This is a genomic window from Marinilabilia salmonicolor JCM 21150, from assembly GCF_000259075.1.
Classification (GTDB): domain Bacteria; phylum Bacteroidota; class Bacteroidia; order Bacteroidales; family Marinilabiliaceae; genus Marinilabilia; species Marinilabilia salmonicolor.
On the sequence record NZ_AJKI01000053.1, the window covers coordinates 60287 to 81966 of the forward strand.

Below are 21680 nucleotides of genomic sequence, written 5' to 3' on the forward strand. Positions count from 1 at the left end.
TTTCTTTGTTTCACTGTTGGTCTTTCAATTCCTCCCGGGTTAGCTTTATTTACTTTTCCGGTCATTAATCAAATGTAAGTATGAAAAAATCTCTTTTTCTGATAAGTATTCCGTTAATGTTGCTCCTTTTTATTCTGTCTTGTCAACCACGACAAAGGGAGGCAGAAACACGTCTTACCGATTACGTTAATCCATTTATGGGAACTGACGGGCCGGGAAATACCTACCCCGGAGCTACAGTCCCCTTTGGCATGGTACAGTTAAGTCCCGATATCGGTTACTCCGGATGGGACCGGATTGCCGGTTATTTCTATCCGGATAGTATTATTACCGGCTTTAGCCATCTTCATCTCACCGGAACTGGTGCCGGTGACCTCTATGATATTTTACTTACGCCGGTGAACAGCAGAGCTGTTAAAACTACTTCCGAAAACGGAAACCGTCCGTATTCGACATTTTCTCATGACAATGAACATGCCGAACCCGGGTATTATCAGGTCTTCCTGCAGGACTATGGTATTAATGCCGAACTTACTTCCACGCAAAGGACTGGTATTCACAACTATACTTTTCCAAAGGATGAGCATTCTGGATTTTTACTCGATCTGGGGTATTCACTGAACTGGGATCGGCCGGTGATGACTTCCATCGAAGTAGAAGACAATCAAACCATTTCCGGATATCGGATGTCCTCAGGCTGGGCTGCCGATCAGCGTGTCTGGTTTGTGGCAAAGTTTTCGAAGCCAATTGAGAATACTACTCTTTTTCTGGATGGAGAAGAGGTGGAAGGCAGGGAAGTAAAAGGAACACATACAAAGATAGACCTTCGGTTTTCCACTAAGGAACAAGAAGAGGTTATGGTAAAAGTAGGAATTTCAAGTGCCGGCAGAGAAGGAGCTTTGGCCGCTATTGAATCTGAAGCCCCTCAATGGGACTTTGCCTCCTACCGGAAACAGGCCTCGGATATTTGGGAGAATGAACTAAGCAAAATTAAAGTGGAGAGTGATAACGAAGTCTGGAAAAAGACTTTTTACACCACTTTGTATCAGTCGATGCTGGCGCCTACACTTTATAGTGATGTCAATGGATATTACAAGGGTGCTGATGGAGAAATTCATCAGGCAGAAGGCTATCAGAAATATGACACCTTTTCACTTTGGGATACTTTCCGGGCCGCTCATCCCCTCTATACAATTATGCACCCCGACCGGGTTCCGGATATGGTTCAGTCACTGCTTAGTCATTATCGGGAAACCGGATTGCTGCCCGTTTGGTCAATGCAAGGCAATGAGACCAATATGATGATTGGTTACCACGCCGTTCCTGTAATTGTGGATGCGTGGTTCAAGGGAATTGGCGGGTTTGATCCGGAGGAGGCCTTTGAGGCTTGCAAATCCAATGCGATGTCGGATGATCACGGCATTAAAGAGTACCGGGAGCTGGGTTATGTGCCTCTTTCGGATGACCATGAGAACTGGTCGGTATCCAAAACACTGGAGTATGCCTACGATGACTGGTGTATCGCCATGTTTGCCAAAGATCTTGGTAAAACAGAGGATTATGAATATTACCTTGAACGAGCTTCCAACTGGAAAAATCATTTTGATCCCGAAACCGGGTTTATGAGACCACGTCACGCCGATGGTCGTTTTATCAGTCATTTCGATCCTAAAGAATATACCGACCATTTTTGTGAAAGTAACGGCTGGCATTATTTCTGGTTTGTCCCCCACGACATAGAGGGGCTCCGTGACAAACTCGGGAGTGAGCGCTTCAGTCATCGACTGGACAGTATGTTTACTTATGAACCTGAGGCCTCTGACGATTTACCCATATTCAGTACAGGAATGATCGGGCAGTATGCTCACGGAAATGAACCCAGCCACCATGTAGCTTATCTTTACAACTATACCGGAGAGTCATGGAAAACGCAGGAACGGGTGCGACAAATCCTGACGGAGATGTACCAGCCTGAACCTGCCGGACATTGCGGAAATGAAGATTGTGGTCAGATGTCTGCCTGGTATGTGCTCAGTTCCATGGGAGTTTATCCGGTGAATCCGGCTGATGGTATATACCACATAGGAAGTCCGCTGTGGAGAAAGGCGACAATCTCCCTTCCAGGAGATAAGAATTTTACGATCAGCGCCCCCGGAGTTAGCGAAACGGCAAAATATGTGGCATCTGTAACCTTGAACGGTGAGAAACTTAGTAACCCATGGATTCATCACAGTGATATTGTAGCAGGAGGAACTTTGGTCTTAGAAATGACTGATGAGCCAAACACCAATTAGTTTCTGTTCATAAAGTACCACTTGCGTCCCCGAAGGATCGGGACAAGCTGTTACGCTTGCCCGAAAATTCCTCATTTCAAATGGATGATATTTTAATAAACGATTCTTACTATTTAATGGGCGGGGTGGCTTGTCCGTTTTCCGGGCCGGCGGATAGCGGGAAGCCAAAATGGGCGAATTTCAAGGCCTTGCGCAATGGTCGGAAATTTTGGCTTTTGCGGGGGGATAGGTTTAAACGGACTAGACCTTTTTGGTTCCTTTTTGGGGCAATGCCAAAAAGAACAATAGAAAATAGATTAAAAATTAAAATAAACTTTGCTTAATAGACCGACTCTAATGAGTGGGAAAATAAAGAAAGGACACTGATGGATAGAAGATTAATATTTATTGCCGGATTTATCGTGCTGATGTTCTCAGCTTGTAAGGAGTCGCAACCGCTTGTCGGAAAGCGATTGCTGAATCAAGACTGGGAATTCAGTCAGTCCGGAACCGATACCTGGCATCCGGCAGAAGTCCCGGGTTGTGTACATACCGATCTAATGAGCAATGGCATCATCGAAGATCCGTTTTACCGGGGTAATGAGGACTCGGTGCAGTGGATCAGTGAAAAGGATTGGGCCTATCGTACTTCTTTCCGGATCGATGAGCCTGAAAACGCCCACCAAGCGGCAGAACTGATCTTTGAAGGTCTGGACACCCATGCCACCGTTCAGTTAAACGGAGAGGTGATTCTGGAGTCCGATAATATGTTTAGAACCTATACCATAGATGTTTCCGATTATTTGACAAAAGGAGAGAATCATCTGGAAATATTGTTTCATTCCCCTGAGGAATACAACAACCGGCAGGCGGCCAAACTGCCTTATGTGCTTCCGGAAGATGAACGCGTTCATTCGCGTAAGGCTCCTTATCAGTTTGGTTGGGACTGGGGGCCCAGACTGATCACATCAGGTATTTGGAAACCTGTTTATCTTCGCTTCTGGAATCAGGTACGAATTGACAATGCTTTCTTAAAGACTGATAAGATATCCGATGAAAAGGCTGTTGTAATTGCTGATGTGGAGGTGGATGTGATTGAGCCTGTCAACGCTACCATAAAGATTTTCTCCCCGGAAGGTGCGTTTGAATCTGTTTCCAGGGAAGTGTCTTTGCAAAGAGGGATCAATAAAGTCAATCTTGATTTTGAAATTCCCGAGCCAAAGCTTTGGTGGAGCAATGGGTTAGGAGAACCTAATCTGTATGATGTGCATGTGGAACTGCTGACTGAAAACGGTCGTGATCTATTGACAGAACGAATAGGTATCCGTACCATCGAACTGGTTCAGGAAGATGATCAACACGGAAGAAGCTTTGAGTTTCATCTGAATGGTGTGCCGGTATTTGCCAAAGGAGCCAATTTTATCCCCCTGGAAAGTTTTCCTTCCCGCCTTACCCGTGACGATTATGAAAGTGCAATCAGAGATGCCGTTAAATCCAATTTCAATATGTTGAGAGTTTGGGGAGGAGGGATTTATGAAGATGATGCCTTTTATGAATTGTGTGATGAGAACGGTATAATGGTCTGGCAGGATTTTATTTTTGCCTGTGCTATGTATCCCGGGGATGACGGGTTTGTGGAAACAATCCGCCACGAGGTGGAGGACAATGTGGTACGGCTCAGGAATCATGCATCTCTGGCGCTTTGGTGTGGAAACAATGAAATCCGGAATGGCTGGTTCGACTGGGGATGGCAGAAGCGTCTGGGATATTCCGAAGAGGATAGTACCCAAATATGGAGCGACTATCAGAAAATTTTTCATGAACTGATTCCTGAGGTTTTGGGCCATCAGGATCCTACCCGTGACTACTGGCCTTCTTCACCTTCGTACGGATGGGGCCATGAGGAGGCACTTACAGAGGGCGACAATCACTACTGGGGTGTTTGGTGGGGGATGGAACCCTTTAGTATGTACCGGGAAAAAGTGAGCCGGTTTATGAGTGAGTTTGGTTTTCAGGCCTTCCCGCCCTGGGAGACCATTAAGTCCTTCACCCTGGAAGAAGACCGGAGTTTGTTCTCGGATGTGATGCAGGTGCATCAGAAGCATCATGTTGGCAACAAGACCATTCAGACTTATATGGATCGCTGGTATCCGCAACCTAAAGATTTTGAATCTTTTATTTATGTCAGTCAGGTGATGCAGGCAGAGGGGATGGCGGATGGCATTGCAGCTCACCGAAGGTCAATGCCCTACAGTATGGGAACGCTTTACTGGCAGTTTAACGACTGCTGGCCGGTGGTCTCATGGTCGAGCCGGGATTATTACGGCAACTGGAAGGCACTGCATTATAAAGTGCGAAAGATTTACAGTAATTTGTATGTCTCCCCTTTCCTTGAGTATGACCGGTTAAAGGTCTCTCTGATTTCTGATGAAAGAACTCCTGTTAAAGGTACACTGGTTTTGTCCCTTTATGATTTTCAGGGAGAATTGTTGAGACAACTGTCCGAAGAGGTGGAGGCTTTGCCCAACCAGGGAGTGGAAGTGACAGATATGGCGTTGCAGAATTTCCTGCAGGGAGCATCTTCCAAATCGACGGTTCTGAAGGCTGAATTTTTAAGAGGAGATGAGGTCTTGTGTGACAACGATCTCTTTTTTGAGCTGCCAAAAGATCGTCAGATGGAAGTAGCAGAAATCAGTTTCACCGTGGCCCAAAATGAAAAGGGATTTGAAGTTACACTTGCGACTGATGTGGTGGCAGAAAACGTTTATCTTACTATTCCTGAAAACAGTGGCTGGTGGAGTGACAACTTCTTTAATATGATTCCGGGAGAAACAAAAACGGTGACTTTCGAAACCGGTGAAGAGATTCCTGATTTTGAAGAAGAACTTGAGATTCGTTCACTGGCAGATGCTTTTTGAACAGATTAAAAAATAAATATCATGAGATTATCATTAATAAAATCAGCTATAAAAGACGCCTTTTTATTTTGTGCTGCTGTAATGGGAATGCTTCTTTTACCCTTCACAGCGCAGGGACAGAAGCCCGCTGAGTATGTAAACCCTTTTATCGGAACCTCCAATTACGGAGCGACCTTTCCCGGGCCGGTGGTGCCATGGGGCATGGTGTCTGTGGTGCCTTACAACGTTACGCCAGGGGAGGGCAATGAGTATTCCAATACCGATAGCTGGTGCTCCAACCCGTATGTGTACAATAATGAATTGATGACCGGCTTTTCGCATGTAAACCTGAGTGGAGTGGGTTGTCCTGATCTTGGAAGTATTATTCTGATGCCCACAACCGGTGATCTGGAGGTGGATTTCAACAGGTATGGTACCGCCATCAGCAATCAGAAAGCGTCCCCCGGTTACTATTCTGCTTTTCTGGACAGGTACAGCATTAAGGCGGAGGCGACAACGACTACCCGAACCGGAATCAGCAGATATACTTTCCCCGAAGGAAAAGCCAATATTCTGTTGAACCTGGGGCATGGACTGACCAATGAATCGGGAGCTTTTGTGAAAATGGTTTCCGACACTGAAATAGAGGGTTACAAGCTGATGGGAACATTTTGCTACAATCCTGAAGCCGTTATCCCGATTTATTTTGTGGTAGAGTTTAGCAAGCCTGCCATTCAACTCGGCTACTGGAAAAAACAACCCCGACTTCCGGGAACTCGTCACCAGTGGTCATCCACCAGCGGTCAATTTAAAATTTATGAAAATTATTCCCGCGAGTTGGCCGGGGAGCAGATCGGAGCCTGGTACTCTTTTGAAACCGAAGAGGGTGAGGCTGTCGAAGCCAAAGTGGGGGTTTCTTATGTGAGTATAGAGAATGCCCGTGAAAATCTGAATGCCGAACAGCCTGCTTTCGATTTTGAACAAACAGTGGCTCAGGCAAAGGAGCGCTGGAATCATCAGTTATCGAAAATTGAAGTGGAAGGTGGTTCTCAGGAAGACAAAGTGAAGTTTTATACTGCGCTCTATCATTTACTTATTCATCCCAATATTCTTCAGGATGTGAATGGAGAGTATCCGGCCATGGAGTCAGCTGAAATCCTAAATACCGACGGGCATAACCGACATACCGTTTTCTCACTTTGGGACACTTACAGAAATGTGCACCCGCTGCTTACGCTGGTTTATCCTGAGCAACAAACCGATATGCTCAACTCTATGGTGGATATGTATAAAGAGAGTGGGTGGTTGCCTAAGTGGGAGCTCTATAGCAGGGAAACCAACGTGATGGAAGGCGATCCTGCGCTTGTGGTTTTGGCTGATTCCTATCTTCGGGGGCTCACCGGCTTTGATGTGGAGACGGCTTACGAGGGTATGATGAAATCAGCTATGTCGGAAGGAACAGAAAATCCACTTCGTCCGCACAATGGGTTTTTTAAGAAAAACCATTTTATAGCATTTCGCGATAGCTTTGATAATACCGTTTCTGAAGCGCTGGAGTTTTATGTTGCTGATTACAGTCTTTCCCGTCTTGCCCTCGCACTGGGCAAAAAGAAAGACCATAAAATGCTTTATGAGCGTTCTCTTGGGTATAAGAAATATTTCGATCCGGAGTTTGATCTCATGAGGCCTCTGGAAGCGGATGGTTCTTTTATGCCAAACTTTGATCCCATGCAGGGAGAGAATTTTGAGCCGGTTCATGGTTTTCACGAAGGCAATTCCTGGCAATATTCATTTGCTGTTCCCCATGATATTCATGGGCTGATGAGACTGATGGGAGGGGCGGATCGCTTTGTACATCAGTTGGAGCGGACTTTTAACGACGGATTGTATGATATGAGCAATGAACCGGATATGGGTTATCCCTGGTTCTTCAATTATGTAGAAGGGCAGGAGTGGCGGACCCAAAGGACTGTCCGCGACTGTGTGAATCGTTATTTCCATACCGGTCCTGATGGGCTTCCGGGGAATGATGATACCGGAACCATGAGTGCCTGGTTGCTTTACAGTATGATGGGCTTTTATCCGGTGAGTCCGGCAGATCCAGTTTATACCCTCAGTTCTCCGGTTTTTGACAAAGTAACTATTCATCTCGATAAAGATTATTTCCCGGGGGAAAAGATTGTCATCGAGTCAGTTAATAATTCTGGGGACAATATCTATATCCGAGAAATGGAACTGGGTGGAAAACCGCTCAGAAAATATATGATATCACACGATGAGCTTATTGATAAAGGATATTTGAGGTTTTATCTGGATGATCAACCGGATAAATAGTGCTTGCAAGAAAACGCCAATTGCTGCGTTGGGCTTGCCTTCAAAACAGTCATTTACGAAAAGTAAACTCCTGTTTTTCAGTCATCGCCCGCCTTGCACTTGACGCTTTCTTATCAAGCACACCCAAAAACAGGAGTTTTCTTGCTGACACTAAATAGAGTCTGTCCCTAAACTAAGCGTTTTTGACGTGTTTGAGATAGAAAGTTCAAATTTAAGGCGTGTGAAAAATCTAAACCGCAGAATACTAATGTATTTGAGGATTTAGATTTTGAGCAACAACGCTGAAGTTGGACTTTATAGACAAACACTAAATAGTGCCCGTCTATAAAGTCGTGATAGTGTATTTATTATCACGTGTCTGGTCAGAAAGTGCCAGTTGCAAGCACAACGAAGCAAATGGTACTTTATGGACAGACTCTAAATAAGCAAAACGAACCTTTTTGTCATGCATTTACCCGAGCAAAATATTTATCTGGACATATTCTGTGAACAACGCGATCACGAGGGGGAAACTATTTGTGGTGATGTTTTTCTCTCCCGGAGGGTGCGTGAAGAGGGGAGAACCATTGTGGTGCTTTCCGATGGGATGGGCTCCGGAATTAAGGCCAATGTGCTGGCATCTCTGACGGCTTCCATGGCTATCAATTTCACCATAGAGCATCGGGAAGTCAGGAAAACTGCAGAGATTATTATGGATACCCTGCCTGTTTGTTCCATTCGAAAAATCAGCTATTCCACCTTCACCATTGTCGATATGGAAGATAATGGCCAAACAACCATTGTGGAATACGATAATCCCTCTTGTCTGGTGCTCCGGAATAACCGGGAGTTTGATCCGGGGTGGGAAAATCTGGAACTTGAATCGGATCGACATAAGGGGAAAGTTATCCGAACCTGCAGTTATATGGCTCAAAAAGAGGACAGAATTGTGTTCTGGACGGACGGGATTATTCAATCGGGCATGGGAACCCGGTCGTTTCCGTTTGGCTGGGGCAGAGACGGTGCTGTGGAATATGTGATGAAAATTCTGGGAAATGAACCTTTTATTTCGGCAGCCAAAATGTCCCGGAAAATTGCAAATATGGCTGCTCTTCATGATGGGGAGAGTCCGAAGGATGATACCTCCTGCGGTGTAATCTATTTCAGGGAACCCCGAAAATTACTGTTGGTGTCCGGTCCTCCTTTTGATGAGCGTCATGACTTTGACTTTGCGCTGAAAGTACAGCGGTTCAATGGAAAAAAGATTATTGCCGGAGGAACCACTGCCGAATTGGTGGCCAGAGAGCTGGCGCTGAAGTTTGATGCCGGAATGGACTCATCTGATCCGGAATTGCCTCCTGTTTCTTATGTGGAAGGGATTCATCTGGTAACCGAAGGTATCCTGACTCTGGGGAAAGTGGCTCGTATTCTTGAGCATTACCATCGTGACACCCGTTTGGGCAACGGTCCTGCTGATCAGATTATCCGTATGCTGTTGGAGAGTGACAGGATTCACGTTCTGAATGGAACGCGTATCAATGTGGCTCATCAGGATCCTAACCTGCCGGTGGAACTGGAAATTCGCCGAACAGTGATTAAGCGAATTGTTCATCTGCTTGAGGAGAAATTTTTGAAAGAGATTGATCTGGAATATATGTGAGATTGGGAAACCCTTTTTGTTTCAAAAATTTGGTCATTGCGAGTGTCAACCCCAATAAAATTTGGGAAATAATGCGTAAATGACAGAAGGAGTTCGTCCCTGTAGGGGGCAAACTTGAATCGAAGATCGACGACAGTCAATAACCCCGGGATCTCGACCCGGGGTTATTGGGCAAATGAATCAGGTCCCTGAATGAGGGCCAATTATTATTTGTTTGGTTTTTTGTTTGTTCCATAAATCTGTCATTGGTAACTGGGTGAAGCAATCTCAATTTTTTAACCGGGCATCAATGTTAAAAAACCTTTAATCCGGATTCGACTTTTTTGTCTTTCTTTTCAAATTTGCATCTTTTGTACTTTTCATTCTTACAGTAATTTAGACCGGATATATATTGCAAAGTGTGTCTTTTTTTATTTTTTAAATTCCTTAAAAATTGTAGTTTCGTGTATTAATTATTGAAAAAAATCTTTAATCAGGGGCGAGTGACTATGCTCTTGTTTGTCAGTTTTTTAAATGGCTAAAAGTAAATGAAGATAAACAGATTACTTGAAGTTTTAGAGGGAGAGCTCGTTTGTGGCGAACAGTTTCTTGAAAAGGAAGTGGCTTGGGGATTCGCAAGTGATTTGATGAGTGATGTTTTGACATTAGATACTGACAAACTGGTTTTGGTTACAGGGTTAAATAATTTACAGACAATCAGGACAGCTGAAGTTGCAGATATTGAGTGTATTGTATTTGTCAGGAATAAGAAGGTATTGCCACCAATGATTGCCATAGCGCAGGAGCATGAAATGGTGTTGATAGAGTGTCGCTATTCCATGTTTGGTGCTGTTGCACGTTTGCATGAGGCAGGATTGAAGCCTGTCTATTGATTGGTCAAATTCAAGATCTTGAAAAAAATCATCAGTGGATGAAACGAGCATGGAACTTTGACCCTTCAGACGTGCCGAAAAAGTGTATGTATAAAAGGATTGCGAGCTCCATCCGACCTTAAGAAACAAATTTTATACGGATGAAATTTAAATACGAAATAGAGGGGGGCAATTTCTCGAAGGCGGGAAATGCCAGTAGTGCCGTAAAGAAAATATTGAAACAGCTTAATGTCCCGCCTGCAACCATAAAAAAACTGGTGGTGGCTCTTTATGAAGGAGAGGTAAATGTTGTTGCACATGCCTGGAATGGATGCATTTATGTTGATATCGATCCCGATCGCATTTTTGTAACTATTGAAGATGAAGGACCCGGAATCCCGGATATAGGACAGGCCATGCAGGAAGGGTATTCAACAGCCTCTCAGGCCGTGAGAGAAATGGGATTTGGTGCCGGAATGGGGTTGTCCAATATGAAGAAAAATGCTGATTTGCTAAATATCAAAAGCGAGGTAGGAAAAGGCACCACGGTGGAAATTACAACATTGTTAAAATAGAAGGGTTTAATGGTTGAAAGCGGGTTTTATCATGCATTAAAGATTGATTCGGACAAGTGCTTCGGTTGTACGCACTGTATGAATGTGTGTCCTACAGCCGCGATTCGTATCCGGGATGGTGTGGCAACCATCAGGCCTGATTGGTGTGTGGATTGCGGAGAGTGTATGCGTGCTTGCCCGGTTGATGCCATCTTTGTTGAGCAGGACGATTTTGATAAGATTTTTCAATACAAGTGCCGGGTGGCACTGGTGCCGGCTGTTCTTATCGGACAATTTCCGGAAAAGGTAACCGAGGCAGAGATTTTTTCTGTGATGCGGGAGTTGGGCTTTACACATGTTTTTCAAACGGAACATACGGCCGGAATTATTTCCCGGGCCATGGTTGAAACGGCCCGTGAGGTGGAGGATAAACCTGTTATTTCGTCTTTTTGTCCGGCAATCGTCCGGCTGATTCAGATAAAATTTCCTTCACTGCTTGATCAGGTAATGCGTATCAAGCCTCCCATTGATGCTTCTGCTGTATATTTTCGGAAAAGATTGGAAGATGAAGGAATTCATCCCGATGATATCGGCATCTTTTACATCACTCCGTGTGCTGCAAAGATTGCCGCCGTAAAAAGCCCTGTTGGCGAAGAGCAGTCTCCTATCGATGGGGTCATCAATATGCAGTTTGTCTATAATAAGATTTACAAATTAATTAAATCAAGACACGAGACCAGCAGTATTTCTCCGGGAGAGATGTTGCCATTGCTGAGTCCGGGATCTATTAAATACAGTCTTACCGGCGGAGAAGCATCCCGAATGGAGGGTCGATGTCTGGCTATTGATGAGATTCATAATGTCATTGAATTTCTTGAAAAGCTGGAGCATGATGAGATTGAAGGGGTTGATTTTTTGGAGCTCAGAGCATGTGATCAGAGTTGTGCCGGAGGTGTTTTGGTGGGAGGTAACCGTTTTCTGACTACCGAACGGCTTAATAAAAGAGCCAGAAGGTTTGAAGGTGTTTCAGATATCCCGGGAGATATAAAGGCCTACTCCCATTTTATGGCCAATAATATGGATATAGGATTGCTGGAGCCCCGTTCTATGATGGCACTCGATGAAGATATGGGAGAAGCCATGCGGAAGATGCAGCAGGTACGTCATCTGATGTGTTTTTTGCCGGGTATTGATTGCGCAGCATGTGGAGCCCCAAACTGCCAGAGTCTTGCCGAAGATATTGTGCGAAGAGAATCGCAGCTGTCAGCGTGTGTTTTCATTCAGCGAATGATGGAGAAGCACAGCAAGCTTAGCGGTGAACATGCACTTAAAATCATAGAGAAAATATGGGGCAAAAACCGGTTGGATAAAGATTGTAAGAAAAAAGGGGCGGAAAATGAGGCCAATATGGAGCGTTGATTTTCCTGGTTGTGTCGGAACCATATTTAATAATTAAAAAAGAGTCTTATGACTGTAAATGAAATTGTTGAAGGGTTGAATTTATCCGTGTTTGGAGGGAAAAAGGGTCTTAGTCGGGAGGTGACCGGAGGTTATATTTCCGATCTGTTGAGTGATGTCATGGGAAATGCTTCTGAGGGAGACATCTGGGCAACTCTGCAAACTCATAAAAATGTGATGGCGGTGGCTTCTCTGAAAGAGGTGGCGGCAGTTATTCTGGTGAAGGGGTTAATTCCTGATGAGGATATGCTGGCTCAGAGTAACGAAGAAGAACTGCCGGTTCTGGGAACTGAAATGGAGACTTTTGAGCTTGCAGGTAAGCTATATGGATTGATAAAGAAGTGACAGATATGTTGAAGGAATTTCGTGCTGATTTGCATGTCCACACGGTTCTTTCGCCTTGTGGAAGTCTGGATATGAGTCCGGCACGGATTATTTCGGAAGCAAAAGAAAAGCACATTGACATATTGGCTATAACTGATCACAACTCAACCCGTCAGTGTAGTGTGGTAATGGAAATGGGAAGAAAAGCAGGGATTACAGTATGGGGCGGTGCAGAAATTAATACGCGTGAGGAGGTGCATTGTCTGGTGTATTTTGATGAGGTTGAGACTTTGAAGGAGTTCCAAAAATGGCTGGATCAATGGTTGGTGAAAATTAAGAACAAACCCGATTATTTTGGAGATCAGGTCTGGGTGGATGCAGAGGAGAATATTCTGGGTGAAGAACCATGGTTGCTCATTGCGGCTCTGGATCGGAGTCTTGATCAGTGTTACGAGGAGGTTCACCGGCTGGGCGGCGTTTTTGCACCGGCTCACATAGACAGACAAAGCAGTAGCCTGAGCAGTCAGCTTGGTTTTGTGCCTCCGGATATAGAGGCTGATGCGCTGGAGATAAGCCCCAATGCCACATTGAAGATGATTGAAACGTTTGGTTGGGCGAAGATTAAGCCACTGATTGCGGGTTCGGACGCTCATCATCCGGAGAGACTGGGGATGAATATGACACGGTTAAGAATGCAAAATGCCGGTATTAAGGAATTTAAAAAGGCTTTAAAAGGAGTTGCAGGACGTGGGGTAGTACCTGAAAAATTAATGTTGTAAAGGACAAGATGAAGGATTTATCCATGCACATACTTGACATTGCAGAAAACTCTGTTAAAGCCGGTTCGGATAGGGTGGAAGTGGAGTTGGTTTATACTGATCGGATGCTGGAGATGACCATCTGTGACAATGGTTGTGGTATGGATGAACATATTTTAGAGAGGGTTACAGATCCTTATGCGACTTCGCGGACGTCGCGAAAAGTTGGGCTGGGGCTGCCTTTCCTAAAGATGAATGCGGAACAGACAGGAGGGACGGTTGAAATCTGGTCTGCCCCGGGAGAGGGAACCAGTGTGAAGGCAGTGTTTGACACGGGACATATAGATTGCGTTCCTGAGGGTGATTTGTCCTCAACGCTTGCATTGTTGATGACCGGTCATCCGGCAATCAATTTTGTCATTCGATTGAAAAGAGAAAAGGATGTTTTTGAAATTTCATCCGACGAAATAAACGAAGTGCTGGACGGAGTTCCTATTTCACATCCGAAAGTGGGGATTTTTGTCAGAAATATGATTATAGAAGAGATAAAGCATATTAAATCCAATGAGTTATGAGCAAAGTTAAAAATCTACAGGACCTCAAAAAAATGAGGGACGAGCTCAAGGGAAAAATCAGCCTGCGAGAAAAAAGCGACCATCCTGAAAGTATGGTTCAAATAAAAGTGTCGATGGCCACCTGCGGCATTGCATCGGGAGCAAGAGATACCATGAATTATATGATAGATGAACTGGATAGTCAGGCCATTGATGCAGTGGTGACCCAAACCGGATGTATGGGGTATTGCTATGCCGAGCCCACCATTGAGGTGACTTTACCCGGAGAGAAGCCTGTAGTTTTTGGTCATGTAAATACCAAAAAGGCATCGGAAATTATTGAGAAATATATCAAAAATGGTGAATTGGTGGACGGAATAATTCCCGATAGCTACGAAACCATCGATGGAAAATAGGCTGCTATTGTCAGTAATAGTATAATGTAAATTCATCAGTTGTTTTTCTGAATACCACCAGGTTTTTAAGAGGATGAAAATCTTCTATTCCGGTAATCGGGTTTAAAACTTCTGATATCTAAAAACCTAATGATCTAATTTGCTATGGCCAGATTCAAAAATCATATCCTTGTTTGCGGAGGTACCGGTTGCCGGGCCTCTGAAAGCGAAGCCATTGCCGTCAATCTGAAGAGATCGATTGATGAAAACAACCTTGAAAATGACGTACAGGTAGTACGAACCGGTTGTTTTGGCTTTTGCGAAAAGGGACCAGTGGTTAAAATGGTTCCCGATAATACCTTTTATGTTCATGTGACACCTGATGATGCCGAAGACCTTGTGCTTGAACACCTGATAAAGGGACGTAAGGTGGAACGTTTGCTTTATGTGGATCCTGAAACAAAGGAACATGTGAGCGATTCCAAACACATGGATTTTTACAAAAAACAGATTCGTATTGCTCTGAGAAACTGCGGTTTTATCAATCCGGAAAATATTGATGAATACATTGCCAGGGATGGATACAGTGCTTTGGGAACCATTCTGGATGAAATGACACCCGAAGAGGCCATTAAAGTGGTTAAAGATTCCGGCCTTCGTGGACGGGGTGGCGGTGGATTTCCTACCGGATTGAAATGGGAAATAACCCTGAAATCGGAGTCGGAACAGAAATATGTGGTTTGTAATGCCGATGAAGGCGATCCGGGAGCTTTTATGGATAGATCTATTCTGGAAGGCGACCCGCACTCGGTTCTTGAGGCCATGGCCATTTGCGGATATTGCATTGGCGCCGATGCCGGATTGATCTATATCCGGGCGGAATATCCTCTGGCCATTAAACGTCTTAAGATTGCTATTGAGCAGGCTCGGGACTATGGCTTGTTTGGAAAAGATATTTTTGGATCCGGTTTTAATTTTGATGTGGAGATCCGCTACGGAGCCGGTGCTTTCGTTTGTGGAGAAGAGACCGCTTTGATTCATTCTATGGAGGGGTTGCGAGGCGAACCTACTGTGAAGCCTCCATTTCCGTCGGTCAGTGGATATAAAGGGAAGCCTACCAATGTAAACAATGTGGAGACTTTTGCCAATATTCCTGCCATTTTCCTTAAAGGAGCTGATTGGTTCAGGAAGATTGGAACGGAGAAGAGTCCAGGAACCAAAGTTTTTGCATTGGCAGGAAAAGTTAATAATGTGGGGTTGATTGAGGTGCCTATGGGGACAACTTTGCGTGAAGTGATATTTGATATTGGCGGAGGCATCAAAGGAGGCAAGAAGTTTAAGGCTGTTCAGACCGGAGGTCCCTCCGGCGGCTGTTTGACTGTAAATCACCTTGATTTGCCCATCGATTATGACAGTTTGATTGCCAGCGGTTCCATGATGGGGTCGGGAGGTATGATCGTGATGGATGAGGATGACTGTATGGTGTCAATGGCCAAGTTCTATCTGGATTTTACAGTAGAAGAAAGTTGCGGTAAATGTTCGCCCTGCCGGATTGGAAACAAACGACTTTACGAATTGCTTGAGAAAATCACCCTGGGTAAAGGAGATGAAGGAGACCTGACCCGTTTACGCAATCTGGCCAATGTCATTAAGGATACTGCTTTGTGTGGGCTGGGACAGACATCACCAAACCCGGTCCTTTCGACGATGGATAATTTCCCGGAAGAGTATGAAGCTCACGTGAAAGAGAGTAAGTGTCCTGCCGGTCAGTGTCGTGCATTGATGCAATATGTTATCCATCCCAAGCTTTGCACCGGTTGTACATTGTGCGCCCGCGTTTGTCCGGTGGATGCCATTTCAGGCGATAAAAAGATGCCGCATTTCATCGATACCTCTATCTGCATAAAATGTGGAGCTTGTATGGATAAATGTAAGTTTGGTGCCATCAGTATTCAATAAAACGGGTCTGAAACTTTCAACAAAAACAACGACTTATGAATTTAGTGAAATTAACCATAGATAATAAACCGGTGGTGGTGGAAAACGGAACCACCTTATTGGAAGCGGCCAAATCCATCGGCATTAAAATTCCGTCTTTGTGCTATATGAAGATGGACGATATGAATTTTGAAAACAAACCGGGCGGTTGCCGGGTGTGTGTAGTTGAAGTAGAGGGAAGGCGCAATCTGGCTCCGGCCTGTAAAACTGAATGTACCGAGGGAATGGTGGTCAATACCCATACGGTAAGGGTGGTCAATGCCCGCCGTACCGTGGTTGAGCTGATCTTATCTGACCATCCGGCAGAGTGTCTGACATGTGCCAAATCCGGAGAATGCGAATTGCAGGATCTGGCGCAGAATCTGGGTATTCGTGAAATCCATTATACCGGAGAGCAGTCGCATTACAAAGGTGATCTGTCTCCTGCAATTATTCGTGAAATGGATAAGTGCATCATGTGTCGCCGGTGCGAAACAGCCTGTAATGAAGTACAGACAGTTGGTGTTTTGTCGGCAGTGAACCGTGGCTTTGAATCGGTAGTGGCTCCGGCATTTGAGATGGATCTTGACCATTCGGTGTGTACTTATTGCGGCCAGTGTGTGGCTGTTTGTCCCACAGGCGCGCTCACAGAGCGGGATTATACCTGGAAGGTGATTGAGGCGCTGGTGGATCCCACAAAAACAGTGGTGGTACAGACAGCTCCGGCAGTTCGTGCTGCATTGGGTGAATCGTTCGGCATGGAACCCGGAACACTGGTGACAGGCAAAATGGTCTCAGCACTTCGGAAATTGGGATTTGATTATGTATTTGATACTGATTTTGCTGCTGACCTGACTATTATGGAGGAAGGAACAGAGTTGCTGGATCGGTTGAACAGACATCTGAATGGTGATCAAGAGGTGAAACTGCCAATACTGACCAGCTGTTGCCCCGGATGGGTGAAATTCTTTGAGCATCAGTTTCCGGAAATGATGGATGTGCCATCTACTTCAAAGTCGCCTCAGCAAATGTTTGGCTCTATTGCCAAATCATATTTTGCCAAAAAAATGAATAAAAAGCGGGAAGATTTGGTAGTGGTATCTGTAATGCCTTGTCTTGCCAAAAAATATGAGTGTACAAGGGAAGAATTTTCTGTGAATGGAGATCCCGATGTGAATGTTTCTATTTCCACTCGTGAGCTTGCCCAGTTGATTCGAAATGCGAATCTGGATTTTGCCGTCTTACCTGATGATGATTTTGACCAACCATTAGGTGAATCTACTGGAGCAAGTGTTATTTTCGGAACTACAGGTGGTGTCATTGAAGCTGCTGTGCGCACTGCCTATGAGCTGCATACGGGCAAACATCTGGAAAAAGTTGATTTTACAGAACTCAGGGGCATGGAAGGTTCCCGGAAAGCAACGGTTGATTTTGATGGTCTAAAACTGAATATCGGAATTGCCCATGGATTAGGAAATGCCAGAAAGCTGCTGGAAGAGGTCAAGTCCGGAAAGTCTGAGTTTCATGCCATTGAAATTATGGCATGTCCCGGTGGATGTATCGGAGGTGGTGGACAACCTTATCATCATGGTAATGTGGATATTCTGAAGAAACGTCAGCGGGCCATTTACGAGGAAGATAAGGGTAAGCCCATTCGTAAGTCACATGAGAACCCATTTATTCAGCAGTTGTACAAAGAATTTCTGGGTAAACCAATGAGTGATTTGTCGCATGAATTGCTGCATACGCATTATTTCGACCGTAAGAAAAAGGCCGAGATCGAATAGTCTTTGACAGCGAGTTGATAATTGGTAATTGTTCATTGTTAATTGAAAACAGTTATGGCAAAAGTAAAAATACCCGAAAATAAAGTTCAGGAATTGAAAGATTTGTGCGCCAAATTCAATAATGAACCTGGTGAGTTAATTAATGTGTTGCACGGTGCACAGGAAATGTTTGGCTATCTGCCTGCTGAAATTCAGGAGATTGTGGCAGAAGAGATGAATGTTTCTGTTGCTCATGTTTATGGCGTGGTGACATTTTATTCCTTCTTCTCCATGCTGCCCAAAGGAAAACATCCGATATCAATTTGTATGGGTACCGCCTGTTATGTGAGAGGCGCTGAAAAAGTCCTTGAGGAGTTTAAGCGGCATCTGGATGTGAAGGTGGGTGAAACAACGCCTGATGGAAAGTTTTCTCTCAGTTGCCTGCGTTGTGTCGGAGCTTGTGGACTTGCTCCCGTGGTTACAATTGGTGAGCGTGTTTACGGGCGCGTATCTCCCGAAGATGTAAAAGGAATTCTTGGAGAATATTAAATAGTGCCTGTCCATAAACTAAGCGTTTTTGACGTGTTTGAAATAGAAAGTTCAAATTCAAGGCGTGTGAAAAATCTAAACTGGAGTCCCGAAGTAGCTTTTGTAAGGTTTTTTAAACAAAAAACCAACAAAAAGCACAATCGGGATGAGGATTTATATTTTGAGCAACAACGCAGAAGTTGGACTTTATAGACAAACACTAAATCATGAACCCACTGGATTGCAGGGATGGCGGATTCTTTGGCATGTAAAGCAGAAATGCTAGATGCCGATCCGCCGTTTCTGTAAAAAATCTGTAAAACCTTTCCGATAACAGCACTTTCATTGTACCTTTAAAGTCTTAAAGGTTATGTTATGTCCGTAATTTATCATCCGCAGAAATATAAGTTAGAAGATCTTCCCATGCAGAATTTTATCGATTCTGATGAGATATGGGAGATATTGAAGCGAAATGAAAATCCGACTCCGGAGAGAGTGCGTGAGGTTATTGCCCGTTCGCTGGATAAGCATCGCTTGTCGCTGGATGAAACGGCTGTTTTGATTAATGCCAATACGCCTGATCTTATTGAGGAGATAAAAAACGGAGCCCGCGAATTGAAAGAACGGGTTTATGGAAAACGAATTGTTCTGTTTGCTCCGCTCTACATCGGGAATCTTTGTGTCAATAACTGTGCTTATTGTGGTTTTCGGACTGATAATAAGAAACAGAAACGAATTACGCTCTCTTCCGAAGAAATAAGGGCAGAGGTGGAGATGTTGGAAGATTCGGGTCATAAACGTTTGATATTGGTTTATGGAGAACATCCCAAATATGATGCAGCGTTTATCGCCGAAACGGTGCGTAATGTATATAGCGTGAAGAAGGGCAACGGAGAAATCCGACGCGTTAACATCAATGCCGCCCCGATGGATATAGAGGGTTTTAAAGTAGTGAAAGATGCAGGAATCGGGACTTATCAGGTGTTTCAGGAAACATATGATCGGAATGCTTATCTGAAAGTCCACCTGGGAGGAAAGAAACGGGATTACGACTGGCGCATCACTGCTTTGGATCGTGCTCAGGAAGCCGGTATTGATGATGTGGGGATTGGTGCTTTGCTGGGACTTTATGACTGGCGCTTTGAGGTGTTGGGTTTGCTGCGGCATGTTAATCACTTTGAAGCGGTTTACAATGTGGGCCCTCATACAATTTCATTTCCAAGGTTGAAAAAAGCTTCCGGATTTGAGGTGAAGCCTGAATTTGATGTGAGTGATGAGGAATTTACAAGATTGGTGGCCATTCTCCGGCTTGCTGTGCCCTATACTGGAATGATTCTTACGGCCCGCGAACCCGCCCATATTCGTGATGAGGTACTTCAGTTTGGAGTATCGCAGATTGATGGAGGAACCAACATTGAAATGAAAGGCTATTCTTCTAAAAAGGATCAGCAGGACCTGGACCATGAGCAATTTACCATCGGAGACAACCGTACGTTGAATGAGGTAATGGAGGAATTGCTGGGGCATGGCTATCTTCCTTCATTTTGTACCGCCTGTTATCGTTTAAAGCGTACGGGAGAGCACTTTATGGAGTTTTCTGTTCCCGGGTTTATCAAACGGTTTTGTCAACCCAATGCTATGCTTACCATGGCTGAATATCTGGAAGATTATGCCCCTGCAGAGACCCGTGAAAAGGGATATAAATTGATTGCTGAAAACCTGAAAGATTATCAGGATGAACAATTTCGGGAAAAATTGATTGATCGCCTGGAGAGGGTGAAAAAAGGGGAACGGGATTTGTACTTCTAATTGTGGTGTGCTGACTTTTTCTGCGGTTCCTAATAATTTAATTTTATGCTTATGAAACCTAAAACTAACCAGTCTGCCCCCTCCATGGGAGGTAATGCAGCATTTCTTATTTTATTTTCATTGTTTTTTGTCTTTCCGTTAAAATCGCAAAACCCCGTTGTGCTCCATCCCGTTGTGGGCGATACCATCGATTTGATAGAGAAACTTGATTATCTCTTGTTTTCGGATGTGCCTGATTCCTTGTTTAATCAAGGTGTTTTAACCCCTGATGGGAATGATTATAAACTTACTGTCTGGCATGAGGGAGATATCTCGAAATTCGACATTGACAGGGAAGAATTTGAGGTACTCTCCGGAAATGTGAAAAAGCTTTCTGCTTATTATCAGCAAAAAACCGCTACCGCAGATTCTTCGGCGGTGGGAAACTCTCCTTTAATCACCCGTGACTCCATTCCTATAGGGCTGAACATCGAGTGGATGTCGGAACAGCAGATTAAGAAAATGACCAAGGAATCCAGACGCTACAATCAGTTGAAGTTGGAGGCTGATGAACAAGGTCTGATGGGGTATGACCGGAGAAAATATATTGAAACCGGCGGAAGAATGGAGTTCCCATTAGCCAAATAGCGATAAGTTTATTTTTTCTTTGCTTTTTCTTCCATCAAAATCAGCGAGTAATAGATAAACCGGTTTATGGGGACATCTAATCCGATTTCATCAGCGAGTTTCACCACGCTTCCGTTCTGATATTCCAGTTCAGAAGGCTTTCCTTCCCAAACGTCCCTCGTTAGCGATGAGGTAGATTCCGGTGGAAAAGTGTCGATAAAGGCCATGGTTTTATCCACAAAATCGGGTTCGATGTTTACCCCTTTTTTGTAAGCCAGTTCGGTTACTTCTTCAAACAAATCTCGCATTACTTTTCGGGTTTCCGGTTGTTCTCTGACCTCTCCATAGGTGGATCGTGTAACGGCCAGCCAGGCGCTTACGCAAATGGAGATGAATTTTTTCCAAATATCAGACTGGATGTCTTTTGCTACTCTGCCTTTAAACCCGCTGTCGTTAAAAACTTTTTCCAGTGCATAAACCCTGTCGGTTTTACTGTTGTCGCATTCTCCGAATACAATGGTGGGGTCCACAGCAAGATGGTTGATCTTTCCAGGACCGTCGATTTTACTGATGATGCGACAGAGACCGGAGAGTACATTTTGTTGAGGTAAGAACTCTTTTAGTTCGTCGCTGGCCAAAACTCCGTTCTGCAAAGGCAAAACCATGGTTTCTTTTCCAATTACCGGCTTCAACTGTTGGGCAATGTCTTTTACCTGCCATGCTTTTACTGAAACAATTATTAGGTCTGGCCGGGGTACATCGGAGATTTTGTCGGTGACGCTGATGTTCGTCACCGAGAAATTTCCATTGATACTTTTTACATCCAGGCCGTGCTTTTCAATGGCTTCCCTGTGTTTGCCACGTGCAATGAAAGTCACCTCGTGACCGGCTTGTGCCAGCCGACCGCCAAAGTAGCCGCCTACACCGCCGGTTCCAACAATCAGAATCTTCATTAAG

18 protein-coding genes are annotated in these 21680 nt (G+C 44.5%); 17 read left to right on the forward strand and 1 reads right to left on the reverse strand.

Annotation, left to right across the window (positions count from 1 at the left end):
• The first annotated feature begins 80 nt into the window (after window positions 1-80).
• From W7W_RS0119430 to W7W_RS0119510, 17 genes are all read left to right on the forward strand, one after another.
• Window positions 81-2294, forward strand: a complete 2214-nt coding sequence (locus W7W_RS0119430; RefSeq protein ID WP_010665307.1) for a GH92 family glycosyl hydrolase — start codon at window positions 81-83, stop codon at window positions 2292-2294.
• A gap of 80 nt (window positions 2295-2374) precedes the next feature.
• Window positions 2375-2617, forward strand: coding sequence for a hypothetical protein (locus tag W7W_RS0119435; RefSeq protein ID WP_010665308.1), 243 nt, complete (start codon window positions 2375-2377; stop codon window positions 2615-2617).
• 42 nt (window positions 2618-2659) lie between these two features.
• On the forward strand, window positions 2660-5191 hold the full coding sequence (locus tag W7W_RS0119440) for a beta-mannosidase (RefSeq protein WP_010665309.1): 2532 nt from the start codon (window positions 2660-2662) through the stop codon (window positions 5189-5191).
• 21 nt (window positions 5192-5212) lie between these two features.
• Entirely contained in the window at window positions 5213-7504 is a 2292-nt protein-coding gene (locus W7W_RS0119445) for a GH92 family glycosyl hydrolase (protein ID WP_010665310.1), read from the forward strand.
• 445 nt (window positions 7505-7949) lie between these two features.
• Window positions 7950-9143 carry a SpoIIE family protein phosphatase gene (locus W7W_RS0119450; protein ID WP_010665311.1) on the forward strand — a complete coding sequence of 398 codons (1194 nt, stop codon included), beginning with the start codon at window positions 7950-7952 and terminating at the stop codon, window positions 9141-9143.
• A 527-nt stretch (window positions 9144-9670) separates the two neighbouring features.
• Complete coding sequence (locus W7W_RS0119455) at window positions 9671-10015, forward strand: hypothetical protein (protein WP_010665312.1); 345 nt, start codon at window positions 9671-9673, stop codon at window positions 10013-10015.
• A gap of 140 nt (window positions 10016-10155) precedes the next feature.
• Window positions 10156-10569, forward strand: coding sequence for an ATP-binding protein (locus W7W_RS0119460; RefSeq protein ID WP_010665313.1), 414 nt, complete (start codon window positions 10156-10158; stop codon window positions 10567-10569).
• A 9-nt stretch (window positions 10570-10578) separates the two neighbouring features.
• On the forward strand, window positions 10579-11967 hold the full coding sequence (locus W7W_RS0119465; protein ID WP_010665314.1) for a [Fe-Fe] hydrogenase large subunit C-terminal domain-containing protein: 1389 nt from the start codon (window positions 10579-10581) through the stop codon (window positions 11965-11967).
• Between the two features lie 48 nt (window positions 11968-12015).
• Window positions 12016-12351, forward strand: a complete 336-nt coding sequence (locus W7W_RS0119470) for a DRTGG domain-containing protein (RefSeq protein WP_010665315.1) — start codon at window positions 12016-12018, stop codon at window positions 12349-12351.
• Between the two features lie 5 nt (window positions 12352-12356).
• Window positions 12357-13109, forward strand: coding sequence for a PHP domain-containing protein (locus W7W_RS0119475; protein ID WP_010665316.1), 753 nt, complete (start codon window positions 12357-12359; stop codon window positions 13107-13109).
• Window positions 13110-13117: 8 nt separating this feature from the next.
• On the forward strand, window positions 13118-13663 hold the full coding sequence (locus tag W7W_RS0119480; protein ID WP_010665317.1) for an ATP-binding protein: 546 nt from the start codon (window positions 13118-13120) through the stop codon (window positions 13661-13663).
• Window positions 13660-14058 carry a (2Fe-2S) ferredoxin domain-containing protein gene (locus tag W7W_RS0119485; RefSeq protein WP_010665318.1) on the forward strand — a complete coding sequence of 133 codons (399 nt, stop codon included), beginning with the start codon at window positions 13660-13662 and terminating at the stop codon, window positions 14056-14058. The genes W7W_RS0119480 and W7W_RS0119485 overlap by 4 nt, the downstream gene beginning before the upstream one ends.
• A 144-nt stretch (window positions 14059-14202) precedes the next feature.
• A complete protein-coding gene (locus W7W_RS0119490; protein WP_010665319.1) occupies window positions 14203-15996 on the forward strand; it encodes an NADH-ubiquinone oxidoreductase-F iron-sulfur binding region domain-containing protein in 1794 nt (597 codons plus the stop codon).
• Between the two features lie 35 nt (window positions 15997-16031).
• Entirely contained in the window at window positions 16032-17801 is a 1770-nt protein-coding gene (locus W7W_RS0119495; protein WP_010665320.1) for an NADH-dependent [FeFe] hydrogenase, group A6, read from the forward strand.
• A 54-nt stretch (window positions 17802-17855) separates the two neighbouring features.
• Window positions 17856-18329 (forward strand): NADH-quinone oxidoreductase subunit NuoE family protein, encoded by a 474-nt coding sequence (locus W7W_RS0119500; protein ID WP_010665321.1) that lies wholly within the window; start codon window positions 17856-17858, stop codon window positions 18327-18329.
• A gap of 354 nt (window positions 18330-18683) precedes the next feature.
• Window positions 18684-20117: a [FeFe] hydrogenase H-cluster radical SAM maturase HydG gene (hydG, locus tag W7W_RS0119505; RefSeq protein ID WP_010665322.1), complete on the forward strand. Its 1434-nt coding sequence runs from the start codon at window positions 18684-18686 to the stop codon at window positions 20115-20117.
• A 51-nt stretch (window positions 20118-20168) separates the two neighbouring features.
• Window positions 20169-20744: a hypothetical protein gene (locus W7W_RS0119510; RefSeq protein ID WP_157202514.1), complete on the forward strand. Its 576-nt coding sequence runs from the start codon at window positions 20169-20171 to the stop codon at window positions 20742-20744.
• Between the two features lie 8 nt (window positions 20745-20752).
• Here the strand turns inward: W7W_RS0119510 and W7W_RS0119515 are convergent, their stop codons facing one another.
• The gene (locus W7W_RS0119515) at window positions 20753-21676 is read right to left on the reverse strand and encodes a ketopantoate reductase family protein (protein WP_010665324.1); all 924 of its coding nucleotides are present in this window, start codon (window positions 21674-21676) and stop codon (window positions 20753-20755) included.
• Window positions 21677-21680 lie beyond the last annotated feature (4 nt).

Bases quoted from the DNA above. Each gene is read 5' to 3' on its own strand.
- W7W_RS0119485 (WP_010665318.1), top strand. From the start codon at position 13,660: ATGAGCAAAGTTAAAAATCTACAGGACCTCAAAAAAATGAGGGACGAG.
- W7W_RS0119450 (WP_010665311.1), top strand. From the start codon at position 7,950: ATGCATTTACCCGAGCAAAATATTTATCTGGACATATTCTGTGAACAA.
- W7W_RS0119440 (WP_010665309.1), top strand. From the start codon at position 2,660: ATGGATAGAAGATTAATATTTATTGCCGGATTTATCGTGCTGATGTTC.
- W7W_RS0119495 (WP_010665320.1), top strand. From the start codon at position 16,032: ATGAATTTAGTGAAATTAACCATAGATAATAAACCGGTGGTGGTGGAA.
- W7W_RS0119475 (WP_010665316.1), top strand. From the start codon at position 12,357: ATGTTGAAGGAATTTCGTGCTGATTTGCATGTCCACACGGTTCTTTCG.
- W7W_RS0119430 (WP_010665307.1), top strand. From the start codon at position 81: ATGAAAAAATCTCTTTTTCTGATAAGTATTCCGTTAATGTTGCTCCTT.
- W7W_RS0119465 (WP_010665314.1), top strand. From the start codon at position 10,579: ATGGTTGAAAGCGGGTTTTATCATGCATTAAAGATTGATTCGGACAAG.
- W7W_RS0119480 (WP_010665317.1), top strand. From the start codon at position 13,118: ATGAAGGATTTATCCATGCACATACTTGACATTGCAGAAAACTCTGTT.
- W7W_RS0119490 (WP_010665319.1), top strand. From the start codon at position 14,203: ATGGCCAGATTCAAAAATCATATCCTTGTTTGCGGAGGTACCGGTTGC.
- hydG (WP_010665322.1), top strand. From the start codon at position 18,684: ATGTCCGTAATTTATCATCCGCAGAAATATAAGTTAGAAGATCTTCCC.
- W7W_RS0119460 (WP_010665313.1), top strand. From the start codon at position 10,156: ATGAAATTTAAATACGAAATAGAGGGGGGCAATTTCTCGAAGGCGGGA.
- W7W_RS0119515 (WP_010665324.1), bottom strand. From the start codon at position 21,676: ATGAAGATTCTGATTGTTGGAACCGGCGGTGTAGGCGGCTACTTTGGC.
- W7W_RS0119510 (WP_157202514.1), top strand. From the start codon at position 20,169: ATGAAACCTAAAACTAACCAGTCTGCCCCCTCCATGGGAGGTAATGCA.
- W7W_RS0119435 (WP_010665308.1), top strand. From the start codon at position 2,375: ATGGATGATATTTTAATAAACGATTCTTACTATTTAATGGGCGGGGTG.
- W7W_RS0119470 (WP_010665315.1), top strand. From the start codon at position 12,016: ATGACTGTAAATGAAATTGTTGAAGGGTTGAATTTATCCGTGTTTGGA.
- W7W_RS0119500 (WP_010665321.1), top strand. From the start codon at position 17,856: ATGGCAAAAGTAAAAATACCCGAAAATAAAGTTCAGGAATTGAAAGAT.
- W7W_RS0119445 (WP_010665310.1), top strand. From the start codon at position 5,213: ATGAGATTATCATTAATAAAATCAGCTATAAAAGACGCCTTTTTATTT.
- W7W_RS0119455 (WP_010665312.1), top strand. From the start codon at position 9,671: ATGAAGATAAACAGATTACTTGAAGTTTTAGAGGGAGAGCTCGTTTGT.